Genomic DNA, 19,708 nt, shown 5'->3' on the forward strand with positions numbered 1-19,708 from the left:
TGATGCCGCAGACTTTAACGATTGGCGCTGTACTGACAGCGGAAGAACTGGCCGAAAGGCTGGCTGAAACGGCGACGCAGGCGCTGATCGACGAAGCGCGGCTTAGCCCGAAACCGGGGCTGGTAGACAGCCGGAGTTCCGGCGCACATCAGGATTTAACGTTGGATCTGATGGTGCGTTCGGCACGCAGCCTGACCTCCACTTTCTATTTGCTGGCTTTACACAGCTGGCAGCGCCCGGCGGATATCGCCCTGCGTCAGGAAGTGGGCCGTTTAGGACGTGCTGGTGAAGCACAAATGATGGCGGAAACCGGCGGAGTGAATACTCACCGGGGCGCTATCTGGGCGATGGGGCTGCTGGTCAGCGCCGTTGCCATGCAACCGGAACGTTTGCTGTCGCAAAGTATTGTGCAGCGCGCCGCGAAAATTGCAGCGTTACCCGATGCTTTCAGCCCGAAAAAATTCAGTAAAGGTTCCCACGCCGTGCAGCGTTATCAGGTGCCGGGTGCCCGTGAAGAAGCACAACGTGGTTTCCCGCACATTATCGACCGGGCACTGCCGCAGCTTCATCACAGCCGGACACGCGGCGCCAGCGAAAGCGAAGCACAGGTCGATGCCTTACTGGCGGTGATGACCACGCTTGCCGACACCTGCGTGCTGTCACGCGGCGGTTTACCGGCGCTCGAAGCCATGCATCAGGGCGCGCAGGCGGTACTGGAAGCCGGTGGCACCAGCACGATGGCGGGCAAACAACGGTTGCGCCATCTCGAACACCGGATGCTAACGGACAACACATCGCCCGGCGGTGCCGCTGATTTACTGGCTGCGACGCTGTTCCTCGACCGCGTGAGCGTGGTCTGAACCGGATACGAATTAACTAACATCAGTACAAAGAGGTGTTATGGAACGTTTTGAATTTAACTACCCGGCGGCTAAACCGCTGGCAGGCCGCGCCGAAGCCGGCGTGGTAGGTTCCGGCGATTTAGAAGCGCTGTATGAACCCGACACAGCCAGTGCGCTGAAAATTATCGTCACCACATCGGTCGACGGCAGCCATACCTTGTGGCAGAACTTTTTTAACCGTCTGAGCGCGCTGCGTGAATTACCGGCAGGCCGTCTGGACATTAATGATTTTGGCGCCACACCAGGGGTTGCCCGTCTGCGTATCGAACAGGTCTTTGAGGAGGCTGAAAATGCCAACTGATACTGATCAGAGCTTTATCGAACTAAGCGCCCGTCAGCGCGCCCGCAAACTGCTGGACGACGGCACTTTCCGCGAACTGCTCGGGCCGTTCGAACGCGTGATGTCGCCATGGCTGGAACCGCAGGGCATCGTACCGCAAGCCGATGATGGCATGGTGGTCGCGAAAGGCCAGATTAACGGTCAGCCCGCCGTGGTTGTGGCGATTGAAGGCAGCTTCCAGGGCGGCAGCATGGGCGAAGTGTCCGGTGCCAAAATGGCCGCGGCGCTGGAACTGGCTGCAGAAGATAACCGCAACGGTATTCCGACGCAGGCCGTTCTGCTGCTCGAAACCGGCGGTGTGCGTTTGCAGGAAGCCAATCTGGGTCTGGCGGCGATCGCGGATATTCACGCCGCAATTGTAGATTTACGCCGCTATACGCCGGTGATTGGCGTGGTTGCTGGTACTGTCGGTTGCTTTGGCGGGATGTCGATCGCCGCTGCGCTGTGCAGCTATCTGATTGTCACCCGCGAAGCCCGTCTGGGTCTGAATGGTCCGCAGGTTATTGAACAGGAAGCCGGTATCGATGAATACGATTCCCGCGACCGTCCGTTTATCTGGAGCATGACCGGTGGCGAAGTGCGCTATCACAGCGGGTTTGTTGATGCGCTGGTGAAAGATTCCCTGAATGAAGTGAAAGACAGCGTACTGGCCTTTATTAAGGCGGGCGTACCTGCGACACATCGTTCTGATAATTATGATTATTACTTGCCAAAACTGACCGGTTTTGACACCGCGCAGCAGGCCAGCCGTGAAGTGACGGAAGCCTTGTTTAACCGGGAGGATCGCGCATGAGCAACGTAGCAAATAATGCAGCCAGCCGGGGTGATTACTGGTTCGCTGAACTGACCAAAGACGCCACTCCGGTGACCGGTCTTTGCCCTTCCGTGAAAGCGGCTGACGGCAAACTGAATGACCAGCCCGTGCGTTTCATCGCCGTGGTACCGGATAAAAATAACCAGTATCCGCGTGCTGCGGGCGGCGAAGTCGGCCTGCTCGAAGGCTGGAATCTGGCAAAAGTAGTCAACGACGTCATTGATGCCGACGCTAATGCCACCACCAAACGCGCCATCGTGGCTGTGATTGATGTGCCAAGTCAGGCATACGGTCGTCGCGAAGAAGCATTCGGTATCCATCAGGCGCTGGCCGGTGCCGCAGGGGCGTACGCCAAAGCACGTCTGGCCGGGCATCCGGTGGTCGGGCTGATTGTCGGTAAAGCGATGTCCGGTGCGTTTCTGGCGCACGGTTATCAGGCCAACAAACTGATTGCCTTCAAAAACAACGGCGTGATGATCCACGCGATGGGTAAAGAATCCGCTGCACGTATCACCTTACGTTCTGTGGACGCGCTGGAAAAACTGGCCGCCACCATTCCGCCGATGGCTTATGACATCGAAAACTACGCCACGCTGGGCCTGCTGTCGCAATTACTCGACATCGCTGATCCGGACAAGGCAACACCCGACGATATCAGCAACGTGCAAAACGTTGTCTGGCAAAACATCCAGGACGCACGCAAAGAAGGCGTTAGCCTCAGCAACCGTCTGGGTGCGGAAAACCGCGCAAGTTCGCAGCGCGTTCGCCAGCTGATGCGTCAGGAATGGTAATTCGTTAAAACTTTCAGTCTCAACCGGTAACGCACCTGCAAACAGCGTGACGCAGCCGCATTGCGGGTTCCCGCCCTGACATACCGTCCGGGCGAGGGCCTGCTGTTGTCTGCAACTGGACTGTCATACTAAAAAAACCATCGCACCGGCGCCGACTGAGCATTCATTTTTTGCCTCAGGAAAAACGCTATGACTTACGTAATATTGCACGCGCTTGCCCCTATTTTCGTCATCATGATCCTCGGTTTTTACGCCGGGAAAGCGAAAATGGTGGATAACCAGAATGTCTCTTTACTTAATATTTTCGTGATGGATTTTGCTTTACCCGCTGCGCTGTTTGCAGCAACCGTACAGACCCCGTGGGCGGGCATTGTTGAACAGTCACCGCTGATTCTGGTGCTGGTGCTGGCCATGTGGATAACCTACGCGGCGATTTACTTTATTTGTACCAAAGTCTTTAAAAAGTCTCCGCAGGACGCGGCGGTTCTGACGCTGACTGTCGCACTGCCGAACTATGCGGCGCTTGGTTTGCCGATTCTGAGCAGCGTGATGGGTGATGCGCCGTCGACTTCACTGTCCGTCGCGGTATCTATCGCCTGCGGTTCCGTGCTGATGACGCCGTTCTGTCTGCTGATCCTTGAACGTGAAAAAGCGCGTCTCAGTGGTGAAAATCAGGGGTCTTCTCTGGCACTGCTGCCGGTTCTGATGTGGCGTTCAGTGAAAAAACCGATCGTCTGGGCACCGTTGCTGGGTGTGATCCTGTCGGCGATTGGCATTAAAATGCCGGAAATTTTCCTGGCATCGATCAAACCGCTGGGTCTGTCAGCTACCGCGTCTGCGCTGTTCCTGACCGGTGTTATCCTGTCAGCGCGTAAACTGAAAATTAACGGTCCGGTGCTGTTGTCTTGCGTGGCGAAAAACCTGATCCAGCCGTTTATTGCCTGGGGCCTGGTTCTGGCATTTGGCCTGAGCGGTCAGGTGGCTGTGACGGCGATCCTGATGATTGCGTTGTCTGCTGGTTTCTTCGGTATCGTGTTCGGTAACCGTTTCGGGGTTCAGTCTCCGGATGCAGAAGCGTCACTGCTGATCAGTTCCGTATTATGTATCGTGACATTGCCGCTGTTTATCTCTCTGACAGCCGCACTTCACTAATCAGAAAGGTTGGAATATGTGTGACCCGCGTGCCCATGATTTTGTCTGGATTAGCGACCGTTCAGCGCTGCAAAGCGACGACACGTTACCCGCGTGGGTAAACACCGGCTGGCGTACGTCGCTGCCGCTGGTGGTGCGTCGCGATAAGCGGGCTGACGGCGCAATTCCTGTGGGCATACGCGGCATGACCCGTATTAAGCGTGCTGCCGCCTGGATAGATCCGGCGGCGGTGGTGCGGGTCGTCACGCCCGAATCTCTGGTCAGCGACGTGAATGCATTACTGCATTCGCCGTTTGTGTCACAGCAACCGGTGCAGGCGCTGATTACGTTATGCAGTCTGAAGCTGCCTTTCCCGTGGGGCGTGACGGGCAGTTGCGCCTACGCGCTGGTCAGTGACCTGCCGGTCATGCACGCCGACAGCGATCTTGATTTACTGGTACGCTGCGACACGTCGCAGGATCCTTCTCAGTTTTCCGATTTTTACGACCAGCTTCAGCGGCTTCCCTGCCGCGCCGATGTTCAGATCAATACGCCACAGGGCGGATTTGCCCTCAGCGAATGGCTGCGTGGCGGTGACATCATGCTGAAAACGGCGTCCGGCCCGTTGCTGGTGCGCGACCCGTGGCAATTGCCGGCAGACTGAAACCGGCCACAAGAAGCAAGGAGCACGATGAAAATCCTATTTACTTTCCCCGGACAGGGCCCGCAGGTGCCGCAAATGCTGCATCGTCTGCCGGATAACCCGCTCACACATTCCCTCATTGAACAGGCCAGCATCGCGCTGGGCGAAGATGTTCTGCTGCTTGATACTGCCGATGCCTTACGTTCCACCCGTGCCGTACAACTGTGTTTGCTGATTGCCGGTGTGGTCTGGGCGAAACAGTGTCAGGCCGAAGGAGTTGAGGCAGATTTTTGCAGCGGGCTGTCAATTGGTGCGTTTCCGGCAGCGGTGATTGCCGGTGCGCTCGACTTTGATGATGCCGTACGGCTGGTCGCGCTGCGCGGGGAACTGATGCAACAGGCCTATCCGCAAGGCTTTGGCCTTTCAGCGATCACCGGGTTGCGTCAGATGCAGGTGGAAGATCTGGTCGCGCAGGTCAACAGCGCCACATCGCCGGTGTATCTGGCGAATATTAACGCGGAAGACCAGCTGGTGATTGCGGGCAGTGATGCCGCTATGGCACAGGTCATGCAACTGGCGAAAGGGCTGGGAGCGCAGAAAACGCATCAGCTGGCGGTCAGCGTGCCATCACATTGCGCACTGCTCGATGAACCTGCGGCGAAACTGGTTGAGGCGTTTAAACAGATTCACATTTCCCGTCCGACCTGCGGTTATCTCAGCGGAACAACGGGTCGCGTTTACTGGCAGGCGGAAAAAATCGCGGACGATCTGGCGATGAACATGGCGCGTACCGTGAACTGGCGTGATGCCATGGTCGCGGCCTACCAGCGCGATGTGCGACTGGCAATTGAAATGCCGCCGGGCGCGGTGCTTACCGGCCTGACCCGCCGTGCGATGGAACAGGGCGAAGCGCTGTCTTTATGCCAGTCAGGTATGCATGTTGCGGGACGTCTCGCAGCGCGGTTACGGGAAAACGAACGCTGATTAAAGGCATGATAGGTTGGGGATGCTACGGAATAAAAGCCTTTCCTGAGTGAAAGGTTTTTTGTTTTTACCGAATCGTTCACACAGGGAAGTCACCGACATGCCAGTTATTCTGCGCTTTAAAAATTATCGTTTTTTCTTTTATTCCAATGAGGGAAACCCGCCTGAGCCTCATCATATTCATGTAAGATCCGGTCAGAAAGAAGCCAAACTTTGGCTTGTGCCTGTTGCCATGTGTCGTCAGACAGGTTTTTCTTCCAGAGAAGTCAGGGAAATCATAACGCTAACAAACGTTTATCAGACAGTCTTTCAAGGAGCATGGAATGAATATTTCGCCTAAAAGTGTTCGGTTCGATGATAGTACGATGTGGGTCACTCTTGAAGATGGGCAAGTCCTGAAGGTACCGCTGACGCAGTTCCCGGTCCTGCTGAATGCAACACCCGCGCAGCGTCAGGATTATGAAATCAGTGCTTATGGTTTGCATTGGGATGCCCTTGATGAAGATATTTCTATTGAGGGCTTAATAGTGGGAAAGCCGGTCGCTAAACAGACAGCACATAACCGTCTGTCAGCGCTTTCTGCTCGCTAGCGCATACATCCGGCTTTCAGCGGCGAGGGCGAGGAGGTTGGGATCGTGCTCGCGGCTGTGCGGGAAGACCAGCGAAATGGTCTGGCGCATCTGATAGGTTTCGGCCAGTGGCAGTAATTTCACCGTATTTTCATACACGCCTTTCATCCTGCCGGGAATGAGCGTGTATCCGACGCCCGCCTGCACCAGACTCAGCATCGAAAAAATATCGTTTACCCGTGTGACAATGTCCGGCTCAAAACCGGCGATCTGAAAGGCTTCCTGAAAGCCGTGGTAAGTCGCAAACCCTTCTGCCAGTGAAACGAATTTCTTCTGTTTGTAATCGCGTAAATCCGCCGTGCCTTCCGACGCCAGTTCTGCGCTGGCGGGGGCGGCGAGAAAAATATCATCCTGAAACAGCGGCAACTGATCGTAGCGCTGTGCGTCCACGCTCGAATCACTGGTCGAAATCAGAATCGCATCGAGCAGGCCGTCTTCCAGCTTTTGCAGCAAATCACTGTTAGATCCCATCACCAGCTCCAGTTCAAGCTCGGGTCTGCGCAGTTTCAGCCCCATAATCAGGCGCGGAATAGTTTCCAGGGTCAGCGAATACAATGTGCCGACTTTTAGGCGTTTATCCCCGAAACCGGCGGCGCGCTGCGTGGCCTGGATCCCATGTTCCATCTGTTCAATCACCTGCGTGGCATGTTCCAGTAACGCTTCAGCCGCGGGCAACGGCAGCAGATTGCGCCCGCGATGGATAAACAGCGGACAGCGCAAACCTTCTTCCAGAGAATGCAGGGCGCGATGCACGCTCACGCTGCTCAGACCGAGTTGTTCGGCTGCGCGGGTGATGTTTTGCTTTTCCATGTAAGCGAGGAAAATTTCGAGTTTGCGGAAGGTGATTTCACTGTCGATCATACAGGCTCCTGCGTAGCGTTTTAGGCCGTTGCGGTCTGAGATGATAGCTGAATAGCCGCCGGGCGACTATTCAGGAAGGGCGGAAAAGCCGGGTTCAGGGGATCAGGGTGTAAGACACGGTCAGGCACTTTTTGCCGTCAGCGCAACTTTTACAGCTGCCGCTCAGACAGCTGTCATCCGCTTCCACTGTTTCTGCTTTTCGCATTGCCACCAGCCGTTCGAGCATGGCCTGCACCAGCGGCTGCGGAGCCTTAAGCTGCTGGCTGAGCTGGCGGGCATCTGCCCGGCCAGCCAGTGCGAGAGAGTCGCGAACCTGAATCAGCGTAGTCATGTTATCTCCTAGTGGCAGTCGCTGCCGGTAGCCGGTTCGCAACAGGCCGCGATATTACGTGGCTGCAAATGGAGGCTGACCCGGCTGCGTGCCTTACGCAGGCAGGTGAGGACGATAGCGTTGAACAGTAACACGATGAAGATGACGCCCGCACTGTAGGCCGGATGATTGCTGAAAGTGGCCACCTGATAGAACAGGGTTGCCAGCGAGTAGGCGACGTTCAGCCCCCAGAAGATGGAGAACGTCATCCAGCTGCGGCTGGTTTCACGGGCAATCGCCCCCATCACCGAGACGCAAGGCACGTAAAGCAGCACGAAAATCAGGTAACTGTAAGCCGAAATGGCGGTGCCAAATTTGGTACTCATGACGCCCATGGAGCTGACGCCCATTTCGCCGTCACCTTTGCTGGCTTCGATCGGGTTCGACAGCACGCTGATGCTGAAGGTGTCTTTAAGACCCTGCCAGGTTTCCTGCACTGCGCCGCCCAGCTCATCGAACAGATTGAAACTGGCAGCGTCGAACTCCTCATTGTGGATATGTTCGGCGGTGTACAGCGTGTTCAGCGTACCGACCACCACTTCTTTCGCCATCGCGCCGGTGACCAGACCCACGGTCGCCTGCCAGTTGTCAGAATGTACGCCCATCGGCGCCAGCACCGGTGTCAGTACTTTACTGACCGAGGCCAGTGCCGAATCATTGATGTTATCCACCGCCTGACCGCTGAAAGAGAAGCTGTTCAGTGCGCCGATGAAAATACTCGCAATCACGATCACTTTACCGGCGCGCAGCACGAACCCTTTCAGACGCTGCCAGGTTTGTAGCAGCAAACTTTTCAGATGTGGCACGTGATACACCGGCAGTTCCATCACAAACGGCGAAGCTTCACCGCGCATAATAGTGTATTTCAGCAGCAGGCCGGTCAGGATAGCGACCACAATACCGAGCAGATACAACGAGAACACGATGGATGCACCGCTTTGCCCGAAGAATGCCGCAGAAAACACCGCGAAAATCGCCAGACGTGCGCCACATGACATAAATGGCGCCATCATCACGGTGATCAGGCGTTCACGCGGGGCATCCAGCGTACGGGCACCCATAATGGACGGCACGTTACAGCCAAAGCCAACAATCAGCGGCACAAATGATTTACCCGGCAGCCCCAGTGATTGCATCAGCCTGTCCATCACGAACGCGGCGCGGGCCATGTAACCGGAGTCTTCAAGGAAGGAGAGGAACAGATACATCATGCCGATTTGCGGCACCAGCGGCAGAACCGTATTGATACCGCCGCCCACGCCTTGAGCGAGGAAAATGGTCAGCCACTGCGGGAAGTGCAGGGTGAAGCCCACCCATTGCATACCCTGAATGAAAATTGCTGCCGAGCCGATATCGAAAATCGGTTGCAGCGCGCCGCCGATGTTGATCGCCAGCACGAACATCAGATACATCACCAGCAGGAAGATCGGCACGCCGAGGAAACGGTTGAGGATCACGCGGTCCAGCACCTGCGTCAGCTTGTTGGGCGCGGTGAGGTGCGAGTTACTGACGTCCGCGCACAGTGACGCAATGCTCTGATAGCGCGCATCCGCAATCAGCAGTGCAGGATCTTCCAGCTTTTGCTCCACCAGACGGGCTTTCACCTGCGGCAGTAAAGCCTGTGCGTTACCTGCGTGCGTCTGGCTGTAAATATCCCCTTCGAGGATTTGCAGCGCCAGCCAGCGACGCTGTTGCAGCGCCATATCTTGCGGCATTTCAGCGGCCAGCACGTCCACTTCCTGTTGCAGCACCGGATGATATTTCACACGTTCCAGCGCGGTCACTTGTGGCAATTCATCGATGGCCGCTTTCAGTTCTTTGATACCGCTGGCGCGGGTAGAAATCAGGGCAACAACCGGGCAGCCCAGGCGCGCAGACAGCGCCGGGATATCAATATTGATGTTCTGAATTTTGGCGATGTCGAGCATGTTCAGCGCGACAATGCAGGGCACGCCGAGCTCAAGCAGTTGCAGTGTCAGGTATAAGTTGCGCTCAAGGTTTGAGGCATCCACGACGTTAATCATCAGATCTGCGTCGCCGCTCAGAATGTAATGACAGGCGATTTGCTCATCGAGCGAGGTTTGCTCGGAGATGGTGGTCAGTGAATAGGTGCCGGGCAAATCGACCAGCGTAATCTGGTGATCTGCGGTAGCGAACTGGCCTTCTTTACGTTCGACGGTGACGCCAGCCCAGTTACCAACGCGTTGTCGCGAACCTGTTAACTGGTTGAAAAGGGTCGTTTTACCTGAGTTGGGATTACCAATCAGGCCAATAGTCAGTGCTTTCATACGTTCAGATCTACGTGTGAGAAAGGAAAAAACGCGGAAGACTCAACAGAGCCGCGCTAAACAATCTTTCAGAAACCAACTTTCAGAAACAAATCAGAAAGATCAGGCCAGAAGCTCAAGCTTGAGCAGGTCGAGGTCTTTTTTGCGCACGACCAGACTGGTGCGGCGGGTTTCTATCTGCACCGGGTCGCCCATCGGTGCCACGCGGATGATGTTAAAGAATGATCCCGGAAGCATGCCGAGAGACAGCAGTTTCTGGCGATAGGCCGGGCTGATTTCATGAGAAAAGCCGGTGATTTTATAAGCACATTTTGATTGAAGTTGCATAGTTCCTCGCGAAGCGTTCAGGCATTTTGGGGGCAGCGTCACAAAGGTGACGCCGCGCTTCCGTGCCCGGTGATTTCACTGCTCGTGAAATATTGCTCAGAAATTGTCCCTGGTGCGAAATTGCCAGCCTGAGGCCGACGGCGTATTGAATACGCAAAGAAGTACAAACGAGAATAGTTATCATAATTAGTACGCGTGTGGAGACAAAATAAAAGAGGGGGGCCTCTTCACGGGAATCTCCACCGCGTCGCTATCCTAAGCCTGCAACAGTGAGGATTTATTGATTTACCTCAGTGATTGATTCAATAGGAGAGACTTTAAAAAGTGTCGAAAAAAGACACATAAAAAAAGCCGCTGAATATCAGCGGCTTCCGTTTTGCAGGAAAAGCGAGAATTTAACGTTTTTTGCCGAGAGCGGCAGCCAGAGCATCGGCCATCGCATTATTGCCCGCCGGTGCAGCATTGCGGCCCGCAGGTTTGTTTGGCGTATGGCGTTTCTGATTGTCACGCGAATCTGACGCTGGCGCGGAAGCACGGCGTGCCGGTGCTTCGCCCGGTTGCTCATCCAGACGCATGGTCAGCGCGATACGTTTACGTTGCAGATCGACTTCCATCACTTTGACTTTGACGATATCGCCGGCTTTCACCACGGTATGCGGATCTTCAACGAATTTATTCGCCAGTGATGAGATGTGAACCAGACCATCCTGATGTACGCCGATATCCACGAATGCCCCGAAGTTGGTGACGTTGGTGACAGAACCTTCAAGGATCATGCCCGGCATCAGGTCGTTCATGGTTTCCACGCCATCGGCAAAGGTCGCGGTTTTAAACTCAGGACGCGGATCGTGCCCCGGCTTTTCCAGCTCCTTGATGATGTCAGTAACAGTCGGTACGCCGAACTGTTCGTCAGTGAATTCACTGGCTTTCAGGCCGCGCAGCACATTCGAATCGCCCATCAGTTCTTTCAGCGCCAGTTGCGTCGCTGCCAGAATGCGTTCGACCACCGGATAGGTTTCCGGGTGAACCGTTGAGGCATCAAGCGGGTTGTCGCCGTGGTTGATACGCAGGAAGCCTGCACACTGCTCGAAGGCTTTTGGCCCCAGACGGCTGACTTTCAGCAGCTGTTCGCGGTTACGGAACTGACCGTTTTCGTCGCGCCAGTTAACGATATTCTGCGCCATCATGCGCGTCAGACCGGCCACGCGGGTCAGCAGCGGAACGGACGCAGTATTCAGATCCACACCCACGGCGTTCACGCAGTCTTCGACGACGGTATCGAGTTTTTTCGCCAGCTGAGACTGGCTGACGTCATGCTGATACTGGCCGACACCGATGGATTTCGGGTCGATTTTCACCAGTTCAGCCAGCGGATCTTGCAGACGACGCGCAATGGAAACGGCACCACGAATCGAAACATCCAGATCCGGGAATTCCAGCGCCGCCAGTTCTGAAGCGGAATACACCGACGCACCGGCTTCACTGACGATCACTTTCTGCGCTTTGACCGCCGGGAACTGTTTTTGCAGCTCGAGGAAGAAACGCTCGGTTTCGCGGGAAGCGGTACCGTTACCGATAGCGACCAGTTCGACATTATGTTTGATGCACAGCGCAGCAACCTGTTGCGCGGCTTTTGCAGCCTGGCCGGTGTGGGGATAAACGGTATCGATATCCACCAGTTTGCCGGTGTTATCCACAACGGCGACTTTAACACCGGTACGTAAACCCGGATCCAGACCCATGGTTGCGCGCATACCCGCTGGCGCAGCCATCAGCAAATCATGCATGTTGCGGGCGAATACGTTAATCGCTTCATCTTCAGCGCGTTCGCGCACGGTGCCCATCAGCTCAGTTTCGAGGTGCAGCAGCACTTTGATGCGCCATGTCCAGTTGACCACGGCACGGCGCCAGACGTCGGCAGGCGCGTTGTTCAGGCGCAGACCCAGATGGTCGATGATAATTTGTTCGGCGTAACTTTCTTTCGGCGGCTCGTCATGCTGCGGATCGGCATTCAGCGCCAGCTGCAGGATACCTTCGTTGCGGCCACGGAACATCGCCAGCGCGCGGTGGGAAGGCACCTGAGAAATGGGTTCGTGGTGATCGAAGTAATCGCGGAATTTCGCGCCTTCCTGCTCTTTACCCTCGACCATGCGGGAGGTCAGATGGGCATTTTTCCACAGGTAATCACGGACTTTCGCCAGCAGCGACGCATCTTCAGCGAAACGCTCCATCAGAATGTAGCGTGCCCCATCCAGCGCTGCTTTGGTGTCGGCGACGCCTTTATCCGCATCAATAAACTTCGCGGCGGCGGTTTCAGGTTCGTTTTGCGGATCGTTCCACAATAACTCTGCCAGCGGTTCCAGCCCCGCTTCGATAGCGATTTGCCCGCGCGTGCGGCGCTTCGGTTTGAACGGCAGATACAGATCTTCCAGCTCGGTTTTGCTCAGCGTGGTTTTAATGGCTTTCGCTAAATCGTCGCTCAGTTTGCCCTGTTCTTCGATGGACTTGAGGATAGTCTGACGGCGGTCTTCCAGCTCACGCAAATAACCCAGACGGGTGTCCAACTGACGCAGTTGGGTATCATCCAACCCACCGGTGACTTCCTTACGATACCGCGCAATAAACGGCACGGTATTACCTTCATCCAGCAGACGCACCACGGAAGCAACCTGCTCCGGGCGAACCTGCAATTCACTTGCGATAATGCGGCTCAGTTGATCATTCATAGGTCTGGTATCAGTTTTATTCGTTAAAAAAGCAGGGCACAGTTATACGGTTTGAAGACCGAAAATGCCAGTCATCAGGCCGCCAGTCTGCGCGTTTTGAGAGTTAGCTGATCATTTCCCGTAGTCAATCTCATTGACGTACCAGGTCGCGTCGCCGGCTGGCGTGGTCACCACCAGACTGTCGCCGACTTCCTTTTTCAGCAGGGCGCGTGCCATCGGGGAATCGATAGAAATGTAGTCTTTGCGGCCAAAAATTTCGTCATAGCCGACAATGCGAAAACGCTTGATGTCGCCGTCGTCGTTTTCGACTTCCACCCAGGCGCCGAAGAACACTTTGCCGTCCTGCTGCGGCGAATAATCGACGATGCGCAGCTGCTCCAGACATTTGGTCAGATAGCGGATACGGCGGTCGATTTCGCGCAGCCGTTTCTTGTTGTACTGATAATCGGCATTCTCACTGCGATCGCCCAGGCTCGCGGCCCAGGTCACTTTTTTGGTCACTTCCGGGCGCTCTTCACGCCACAGGAAATCCAGCTCAGTTTTGAGCTTGTCGTAGCCTTCACGGGTAATCAGTTTCGTTTTCATATTACCTGTCACTTTCTCACTGTTTTCCTGCACAGAAATCTGCCGCCATTGTTTCACACAATCGCTTTCCTGACAGCGCACAAATTGACCGAAAAGTCTGACTCACTGCTACGCTTTATATGATGGCTTTTTAGCCAGAGAGCTATTATCCTTCTGTGCTGCTTCTTACGTTTTTTTACCTTCAGATATTTCACGTAATATAATGAATTAAATAAAAATATCTCTCGCGTTTAACCGTCTACAGGGATTGGGGTACAGGTACAAATGGATTTATTAAAATTCTTACTTCGTCTGCCTTTTACATTGATAAAAGGCATCCTGCGCGTGCTGGCCTTTGTATTGGGTCTGCTGGGTCGCATTTTTAAACCGATTGTCGGCAATATCGACTGGCGTGCGCCTGTCTGGTGGACGGCAATGTCCGGCTGGCTTAAGCGTGGTTTTGCGCGTCTTGAAGGCGGAGTAGATAAGTACCCCAAAGCCATCAGTCTGGCGATTCTGGTTTTTCTGTGCGCCGCGGGTGCGGGCGTTTACGGCTGGCACTGGTGGCTCAACCGGCCGCAGCCGATCGAACCGGCACCGATGGTTTATCAGGATACCAGCGTGCGTGTCAGCGGCCCCGAAGCCATCAATTACGCGGCGCAAAAACCTGCACCGCAGCAGGTGATTTTCAATTTCCGTAACTCTGTCGCGCCAATTACCGACGTGGGCAAAGTGGTCGAAAAAGGGATAGCCCTGAAACCGGCCACCGAAGGTGAGTGGAAATGGAGGAGCGGCTACACCTTAGTCTTCACCCCGAAAAACCCGCTGCCGATGGGCACCCAATATGAAGTGAATTTCTCGCCTGACGTGCTGCTCGCGCCGCAAATCAAACTGGCGAAAACCCGTTATGAATTCACCGCTCCGGCGTTCGGTTATCAGCTGGGGCAAGCCGAGTACTATCAGGATCCGCAGGACCCGCAAAAACGCAGCGCGATTTTTAACGTTAAGTTCAACGCGCCGGTGGATGTCACCAGTTTTGAAAAACAGATTTCGCTTGGCCTGACCGAAGGCAAAGCCAAAACTGAGTCGAAACTCAATTATTCCGTGGTCTACGACCAGAAGAAACTCAACGCCTGGGTACATTCCGAACCGCTGAAATCGCTCGACCATGGCGGTTCCGTGCGGGTGACCATTGGCGAAGGCGTGAAAGCGTCCGTCACTTCTGCACCGACCACACAGGCCAGAAATGGCGTGGTGTCTGTGCCGACGCTTTACAGCCTGGTGGTTAACGAAGCCAGCGCGCAGGTGGTGGATGCCGACGGCGCGAAAGGTCAGCGTGCGCTGATCGTCGGCTTCAGCGATGCGGTCAAAGACAAAGATATCCGCCAGGCGGTCAAAGTCTGGTTACTGCCACAGCACAATCCCAACGATCAGGAGGAAGCCAAAGGCCCGGATGATTACGCCAGCTGGGAAGCCGACAGCGTGGAAAATAACGTTCTCGCGCAGTCCACGCCGCTGAACATTCAGCTGAACGACGCCGAAAGTGATTATCAACCACAGTTTAGTTTCCGCTTTGATGCGCCAGCGCACCGCACCATGCTGGTGGAAATCGACAACATTCTGACTTCTTCCGGTGGCTACAAAATGCCGGAAAAAGTGTACCGCATCGTCGCGGTGCCTGATTATCCAAAATCCCTGCAATTTATGTCGCAAGGTTCACTGCTGTCGGTCAACGGTGACAAGCAAATCAGCGTCGCGGCACGCAACGTGCCGGGCATGCGTCTGGATATCAAACGGGTGATCCCAGGCCAGCTGCAACACATCGTGTCGTTCAAAAGTCGCCAGTATTCTTCGGCGGAATTTAACCGTCTCAATGACGAGTATTTTACCGAGCACTTTAAGTATCAGACCGCGGTAAACAACGACAAACCGGGTGAAGTGAATTATCAGGGCGTCGACCTCTCGCGTTATCTGTCCACCGATCCGACATCACATCGTGGCGTATTCCTGCTGACGTTGTCGGAATGGGATCCGAAGAAGAAAGAAGTGAAACCCGAAGCGGATGATGACGGCAATGTCTATCAGGACGAAGATCAGAGCGGGGATGAAGCGCCGGTTGGGGATTCGCGCTTTGTGGTGGTCACCGATCTGGGGATTATTGCCAAGCGTTCGCAGGATAAAACCCGTGACGTATTTGTGCAGTCGATTCACAGCGGCACGCCGGTAGCGAATGCGAAAGTCTCTGTCATCGCCAAAAACGGTGTGACGTTGCTGACCCAAATCACCGGTGCCGACGGCCACGTGCGTTTCCCTGCGCTGGACGTCTATACCAGTGAGCGCCAGCCGGTGATGTTCCTGGTCGAAAAAGAAGGCGATGTGTCTTTCCTGCCTGCTGACAGAAATAATGACCGCGGCCTCGATTTCTCCCGTTTTGATGTCGACGGCGAAATTACCCCGAATGACCCGCGTACGCTGAGCAGTTATCTGTTTTCCGATCGCGGCGTTTATCGTCCGGGCGATACCTTCAATATCGGTCTGATCACCCGCGCCGCCGACTGGAGTAACGGTCTGGCCGGTGTGCCGGTACGTGCGGAAATTCACGACCCGCGTGACAAGCTGATGAGCACCATCCCGCTGACGCTGGGTGCCAGCGGTTTCAATGAGCTGAGTTATACCACTGACGATAATTCTCCGACCGGTGAATGGAACGTCTATTTGTATCTGATCGGCAAAGACAACGAGTCTTCCACGTTACTGGGGCATACCTCGGTCAACGTCAAAGAATTCGAGCCGGATCAGCTGAAGGTGAAACTGCAACTGACGCCGGAGCGTAAACAAGGCTGGGTGAAACCGTCAGAACTGCAGGCCAATATCGATGTGCAGAACCTGTTTGGGACGCCAGCGCAGGACCGCCGTGTGACCTCGAAACTGACGCTGCGCCCGATGTATCCAAGCTTTGATCAGTTCCCGGATTACGCATTCTACGAGAACCGCCAGAACAGCGACGGTTTCGAAACGGAACTGGAAGACCGCACAACCGATGAAAAAGGCACGGCGACTATTCCGCTGGATCTGAAATCTTACGCTGACGCGACCTATCAGCTGCAACTGCTTTCCGAGGCGTTCGTGGCCGGTGGCGGGCGTTCTGTGGCCGCAACGGCGCGGGTGCTGGTGTCACCTTATGACTATCTGATTGGGGTAAAAGCTGACGGCGATTTGGGGTACATCAACCATAACGCGGTCCGTCACCTGAACGTGATTGCGGTCGATCCTTCGCTGAATAAGATGGCGTTACCGGATCTGAAAGTCGCGCTCGTCGAGCAGAAATATATCTCTGTGCTGACCAAACAGGATTCCGGCGTTTACAAATATCAGTCGAAAATGAAAGAAGTACAGCTGTCGGAACAGCCTCTGTCGCTGACGGCGCAGGGCAATGACCTGACGCTGGCGACGGATAAACCGGGTGATTTCGTGCTGGTGGTGGAAGATGCCAAAGGCAACGTGCTGAACCGTATTGGCTACACCGTGGCCGGTAACGCCAACCTGAGCCGTTCGCTGGACAGAAATGCCGAGCTGAAACTGAAACTCAATCAGGCGGAATACCAGCCGGGTGATGAAATCGAAGTGGCTGTTAACGCGCCTTATACCGGCAGCGGGCTGATCACCATCGAGAAAGACAAAGTCTACAGCTGGCAGTGGTTCCATACTGACACCACCAGTTCTGTGCAGAAAATCCGCGTGCCTGCGGGTATGGAAGGGAACGGATACATCAACGTGCAGTTTGTACGTGATGTGAATTCCGATGAAATCTTTATGAGCCCGCTGAGCTACGGTGTGATGCCGTTCAAAATCAGCACTAAAGCGCGCCAGAATACTCTTGAAATCGAAGCGCCTGAAGTGATTAAACCGGGCGAAAATCTGGCCATGACGGTGACAACTGACGGCCCGCAACAGGTGGCGCTGTTTGCTGTCGATGAGGGGATTTTGCAGGTGGCGCGTTATCGCCTGAAAGATCCGCTGGAATACTTCTTCCGCAAACGTGAGCTGGGCGTGGAAAGCTCGCAAATCCTGGATCTTATTCTGCCGGAGTTCAGCAAACTGATGCAGCTTGCGGCTGCCCCGGGCGGTGACGCGGGTGAAGGGCTGGATCTGAACGTCAATCCGTTCAAACGCAAGCGTGATAAGCCTGTGGCTTACTGGTCAGGGATTACCGAAGTCAACGGCAAGAAGCAGTTCGATTATCAGGTACCGGATTACTTCAACGGTAAAATCCGCGTGATGGCGATTTCCGTGACGCCGGACAAAATCGGCAAAGCGCAGACGTCTGCGACGGTGCGCGACAACTTCATCATGACGCCGAACGTGCCGTCAATGGTGGCACCAGGTGATGAGTTTGACGTCAGCGTGGGAGTCAGCAATAACCTTGAAGGGCTGAACGGCAAAAGCATTCCGGTTGCGATTCACCTGACCGTGCCGCCACAGCTGGAAGTGGTGGGTAAAGCTGAACAGAGCCTGTCGCTGGCCGAAAAACGTGAAGGTGTGATTAACTTCCGTCTGCGCGCCAAAGCCTTGCCGGGCGATGCGCCGCTGGTGTTTGACGCAACGTATGGCGATAAGGTCAGCCGCCGGACCATCAGTACCTCAGTGCGTCCGGCAATGCCGTTCCGTACGCAGTCAGTGATGGGACGCATGAGCGGCAGCAGTCAGAACGTCGATAATCTGCGTCAGATGTTTGACGCCTACGCGGTGCGTACAGCAGCAGTGTCTAACTCGCCGCTGGTGCTGACCCGCGGGCTTTCACAGTATCTGGCTGATTATCCTTATTACTGTTCTGAACAGATTGTCAGCCGCTCGGTGCCGCTGATCCTCGGCACCCTTCATCCTGAGATGAAAGGCATAAAGAGTCAGGCAGAAAGCAGTAAGCAGCTGAAAGATATGCTGGCGGTACTGCGTTCACGCCAGAATGACAGCGGCGCGATTGGCCTGTGGCGTTCGTCGCCGCAAACCGATCCGTTCGTCACGCCTTACGTGGTGCAATATCTGCTGGAAGCCAAAGCCGCGGGCGTTGCATTGCCAGCCGGTATGCTGGAAGAGGCCAATTCGGCACTGCGCGAACTGGCAGCGAATCAGAATGATGATTTATATACGCTTCGTCTGCGCGCATGGGCGGTGTATCTGCTGACGCGTCAGGGTGAAATCACCACCAGTTCGCTGGCCTCGGTACAAGACACCTTGCAGCAGCGTTATCCGGACACCTGGAAAACCGATCTGAGTGCGATGTATCTGGCGTCGTCTTATCGTCTGCTGAAAATGGATGATGAAGCGAATACGCTGTTGCAGCCAACCTGGAAGCAACTGAGCAAGGCGTATGACAAAGCCTGGTGGACGCAAAGTTACTTTGATCCGCTGGTGCAGGACGCGACGCGGCTGTATCTGATCACCCGTCACTTCCCGGAAAAAGTCTCCGCTATTCCGCCGCAGGTGCTGGAGAATATGGTCAAAGCGCTGAAAGAGGAGCGTTATACGACGTATTCCTCTGCGATGAGCATTCTGGCGCTGGAGAGTTATTCCGCGCAGGTGGCGGCGCAGGCAACGGCACCGGATGCGCTGAAAATCACCCAGTTAAGCAAAACCAAAAATGTGCAACCGCAGCAGATTTCACAGGTTCAGGGACTGTTTGCTAAAGCGAATTTCACCGCTGATGCACAGGCGCTTCGTATTGAAAACGGTAATGATGCGCCCGCCTGGTACGTGGTGACACAGGCCGGTTATGACCTGTCCGCGCCGAAGAAAGCCATTTCACGTGGTCTGGAAATCACCCGCGATTACACGGATGAAAAAGGCAATGCGGTCACGCAAGTGACGCTGGGGCAGAAGATCAATGTGCATCTGAAAGTCCGCGCTAACTCGCAGGAAGGACAGGACAATCTGGCGATTGTCGATTTGTTGCCGGGCGGTTTTGAAGTGGTTCAGCAAACGCCACCGGAACCGGAATCTGACAGCAGTGATGAAAACAGTGATGCAGAAGCGTCGGCATCGTGGCAGTCACCGCTGGCGGCATCGGGTTCAACATGGGCGCCGGATTACAGCGATATTCGTGAAGACCGAGTGGTGATCTACGGCAGCGCCACTACCGATGTGCAGGAGTTTGTGTATCAGATTAAAGCCACCAACACCGGCAGTTTCGTGATCCCGCCAGCTTACGGTGAAGCGATGTATGACCGCGACGTTCAGGCGCTTGCCGTCAGTGATAAAAAACTGGTGGTCGTGCCGGCTGACGAAGCCGCTGTTGCTAAAAAATAACAAAACGCAGTCGCCCCGTCGTTAACGGCGGGGCG

At 55.1% G+C, this 19,708-nt stretch carries 16 protein-coding genes; 10 read left to right on the top strand and 6 right to left on the bottom strand.

The annotated features are described in order from the left end of the window. The first annotated feature begins 2 nt into the window (after positions 1 to 2). From ACM615_RS22020 to ACM615_RS22060, 9 genes are all read left to right on the top strand, one after another. Positions 3 to 860, top strand: coding sequence for a triphosphoribosyl-dephospho-CoA synthase (locus ACM615_RS22020; RefSeq protein ID WP_431012537.1), 858 nt, complete (start codon positions 3 to 5; stop codon positions 858 to 860). A 40-nt stretch (positions 861 to 900) separates the two neighbouring features. After that, positions 901 to 1,203: a malonate decarboxylase subunit delta gene (locus tag ACM615_RS22025; protein WP_112288665.1), complete on the top strand. Its 303-nt coding sequence runs from the start codon at positions 901 to 903 to the stop codon at positions 1,201 to 1,203. Next, positions 1,193 to 2,035 carry a biotin-independent malonate decarboxylase subunit beta gene (locus ACM615_RS22030; RefSeq protein ID WP_112288664.1) on the top strand — a complete coding sequence of 281 codons (843 nt, stop codon included), beginning with the start codon at positions 1,193 to 1,195 and terminating at the stop codon, positions 2,033 to 2,035. The genes ACM615_RS22025 and ACM615_RS22030 overlap by 11 nt, the downstream gene beginning before the upstream one ends. Next, on the top strand, positions 2,032 to 2,847 hold the full coding sequence (gene mdcE / locus ACM615_RS22035; protein WP_113877205.1) for a biotin-independent malonate decarboxylase subunit gamma: 816 nt from the start codon (positions 2,032 to 2,034) through the stop codon (positions 2,845 to 2,847). The genes ACM615_RS22030 and mdcE overlap by 4 nt, the downstream gene beginning before the upstream one ends. A 189-nt stretch (positions 2,848 to 3,036) precedes the next feature. Beyond that, positions 3,037 to 3,999, top strand: a complete 963-nt coding sequence (locus ACM615_RS22040; protein ID WP_095923831.1) for an AEC family transporter — start codon at positions 3,037 to 3,039, stop codon at positions 3,997 to 3,999. Positions 4,000 to 4,015: 16 nt separating this feature from the next. After that, on the top strand, positions 4,016 to 4,642 hold the full coding sequence (locus ACM615_RS22045) for a malonate decarboxylase holo-ACP synthase (RefSeq protein WP_431012538.1): 627 nt from the start codon (positions 4,016 to 4,018) through the stop codon (positions 4,640 to 4,642). A gap of 27 nt (positions 4,643 to 4,669) precedes the next feature. Next, entirely contained in the window at positions 4,670 to 5,605 is a 936-nt protein-coding gene (gene mdcH, locus ACM615_RS22050) for a malonate decarboxylase subunit epsilon (protein ID WP_112288660.1), read from the top strand. 100 nt (positions 5,606 to 5,705) lie between these two features. Beyond that, positions 5,706 to 5,945, top strand: a complete 240-nt coding sequence (locus tag ACM615_RS22055) for a DUF4160 domain-containing protein (protein WP_113877203.1) — start codon at positions 5,706 to 5,708, stop codon at positions 5,943 to 5,945. Beyond that, positions 5,929 to 6,195 carry a DUF2442 domain-containing protein gene (locus tag ACM615_RS22060; protein ID WP_431012539.1) on the top strand — a complete coding sequence of 89 codons (267 nt, stop codon included), beginning with the start codon at positions 5,929 to 5,931 and terminating at the stop codon, positions 6,193 to 6,195. Before ACM615_RS22055 ends, ACM615_RS22060 begins: the two co-directional genes overlap by 17 nt. On the opposite strand, the gene ACM615_RS22065 is transcribed toward ACM615_RS22060, so the two are convergent. The 6 genes from ACM615_RS22065 to greB all read right to left on the bottom strand — a co-directional run bounded on the left by ACM615_RS22065 (position 6,175) and on the right by greB (position 13,391). Then, complete coding sequence (locus tag ACM615_RS22065) at positions 6,175 to 7,095, bottom strand: LysR family transcriptional regulator (protein WP_129637668.1); 921 nt, start codon at positions 7,093 to 7,095, stop codon at positions 6,175 to 6,177. The genes ACM615_RS22060 and ACM615_RS22065 overlap by 21 nt on opposite strands. A 94-nt stretch (positions 7,096 to 7,189) precedes the next feature. Beyond that, complete coding sequence (locus ACM615_RS22070) at positions 7,190 to 7,426, bottom strand: FeoC-like transcriptional regulator (RefSeq protein WP_112288657.1); 237 nt, start codon at positions 7,424 to 7,426, stop codon at positions 7,190 to 7,192. An 8-nt stretch (positions 7,427 to 7,434) separates the two neighbouring features. Beyond that, entirely contained in the window at positions 7,435 to 9,753 is a 2,319-nt protein-coding gene (feoB, locus tag ACM615_RS22075) for a Fe(2+) transporter permease subunit FeoB (RefSeq protein ID WP_431012540.1), read from the bottom strand. 102 nt (positions 9,754 to 9,855) lie between these two features. After that, positions 9,856 to 10,080: a ferrous iron transporter A gene (gene feoA / locus ACM615_RS22080; protein WP_112288655.1), complete on the bottom strand. Its 225-nt coding sequence runs from the start codon at positions 10,078 to 10,080 to the stop codon at positions 9,856 to 9,858. Between the two features lie 395 nt (positions 10,081 to 10,475). Next, positions 10,476 to 12,806, bottom strand: coding sequence for a Tex family protein (locus tag ACM615_RS22085; protein ID WP_129637667.1), 2,331 nt, complete (start codon positions 12,804 to 12,806; stop codon positions 10,476 to 10,478). A gap of 111 nt (positions 12,807 to 12,917) precedes the next feature. Continuing rightward, positions 12,918 to 13,391 (bottom strand): transcription elongation factor GreB, encoded by a 474-nt coding sequence (gene greB / locus ACM615_RS22090; protein ID WP_113877248.1) that lies wholly within the window; start codon positions 13,389 to 13,391, stop codon positions 12,918 to 12,920. A 264-nt stretch (positions 13,392 to 13,655) separates the two neighbouring features. On the opposite strand from greB, the gene ACM615_RS22095 reads away from it, so the two are divergent. After that, positions 13,656 to 19,673 (top strand): MG2 domain-containing protein, encoded by a 6,018-nt coding sequence (locus ACM615_RS22095; protein ID WP_431012541.1) that lies wholly within the window; start codon positions 13,656 to 13,658, stop codon positions 19,671 to 19,673. Positions 19,674 to 19,708: the final 35 nt, after the last annotated feature.

Origin of the sequence: Rahnella sp. PAMC25617, from assembly GCF_050606005.1 — a bacterium.
GTDB classification, from domain to species: domain Bacteria; phylum Pseudomonadota; class Gammaproteobacteria; order Enterobacterales; family Enterobacteriaceae; genus Rahnella; species Rahnella variigena.

Coding starts and splice junctions, on each gene's coding strand:
- ACM615_RS22020 (WP_431012537.1), top strand. CDS start 3: ATGCCGCAGACTTTAACGATTGGCGCTGTACTGACAGCGGAAGAACTG.
- ACM615_RS22025 (WP_112288665.1), top strand. CDS start 901: ATGGAACGTTTTGAATTTAACTACCCGGCGGCTAAACCGCTGGCAGGC.
- ACM615_RS22030 (WP_112288664.1), top strand. CDS start 1,193: ATGCCAACTGATACTGATCAGAGCTTTATCGAACTAAGCGCCCGTCAG.
- mdcE (WP_113877205.1), top strand. CDS start 2,032: ATGAGCAACGTAGCAAATAATGCAGCCAGCCGGGGTGATTACTGGTTC.
- ACM615_RS22040 (WP_095923831.1), top strand. CDS start 3,037: ATGACTTACGTAATATTGCACGCGCTTGCCCCTATTTTCGTCATCATG.
- ACM615_RS22045 (WP_431012538.1), top strand. CDS start 4,016: ATGTGTGACCCGCGTGCCCATGATTTTGTCTGGATTAGCGACCGTTCA.
- mdcH (WP_112288660.1), top strand. CDS start 4,670: ATGAAAATCCTATTTACTTTCCCCGGACAGGGCCCGCAGGTGCCGCAA.
- ACM615_RS22055 (WP_113877203.1), top strand. CDS start 5,706: ATGCCAGTTATTCTGCGCTTTAAAAATTATCGTTTTTTCTTTTATTCC.
- ACM615_RS22060 (WP_431012539.1), top strand. CDS start 5,929: ATGAATATTTCGCCTAAAAGTGTTCGGTTCGATGATAGTACGATGTGG.
- ACM615_RS22065 (WP_129637668.1), bottom strand. CDS start 7,095: ATGATCGACAGTGAAATCACCTTCCGCAAACTCGAAATTTTCCTCGCT.
- ACM615_RS22070 (WP_112288657.1), bottom strand. CDS start 7,426: ATGACTACGCTGATTCAGGTTCGCGACTCTCTCGCACTGGCTGGCCGG.
- feoB (WP_431012540.1), bottom strand. CDS start 9,753: ATGAAAGCACTGACTATTGGCCTGATTGGTAATCCCAACTCAGGTAAA.
- feoA (WP_112288655.1), bottom strand. CDS start 10,080: ATGCAACTTCAATCAAAATGTGCTTATAAAATCACCGGCTTTTCTCAT.
- ACM615_RS22085 (WP_129637667.1), bottom strand. CDS start 12,806: ATGAATGATCAACTGAGCCGCATTATCGCAAGTGAATTGCAGGTTCGC.
- greB (WP_113877248.1), bottom strand. CDS start 13,391: ATGAAAACGAAACTGATTACCCGTGAAGGCTACGACAAGCTCAAAACT.
- ACM615_RS22095 (WP_431012541.1), top strand. CDS start 13,656: ATGGATTTATTAAAATTCTTACTTCGTCTGCCTTTTACATTGATAAAA.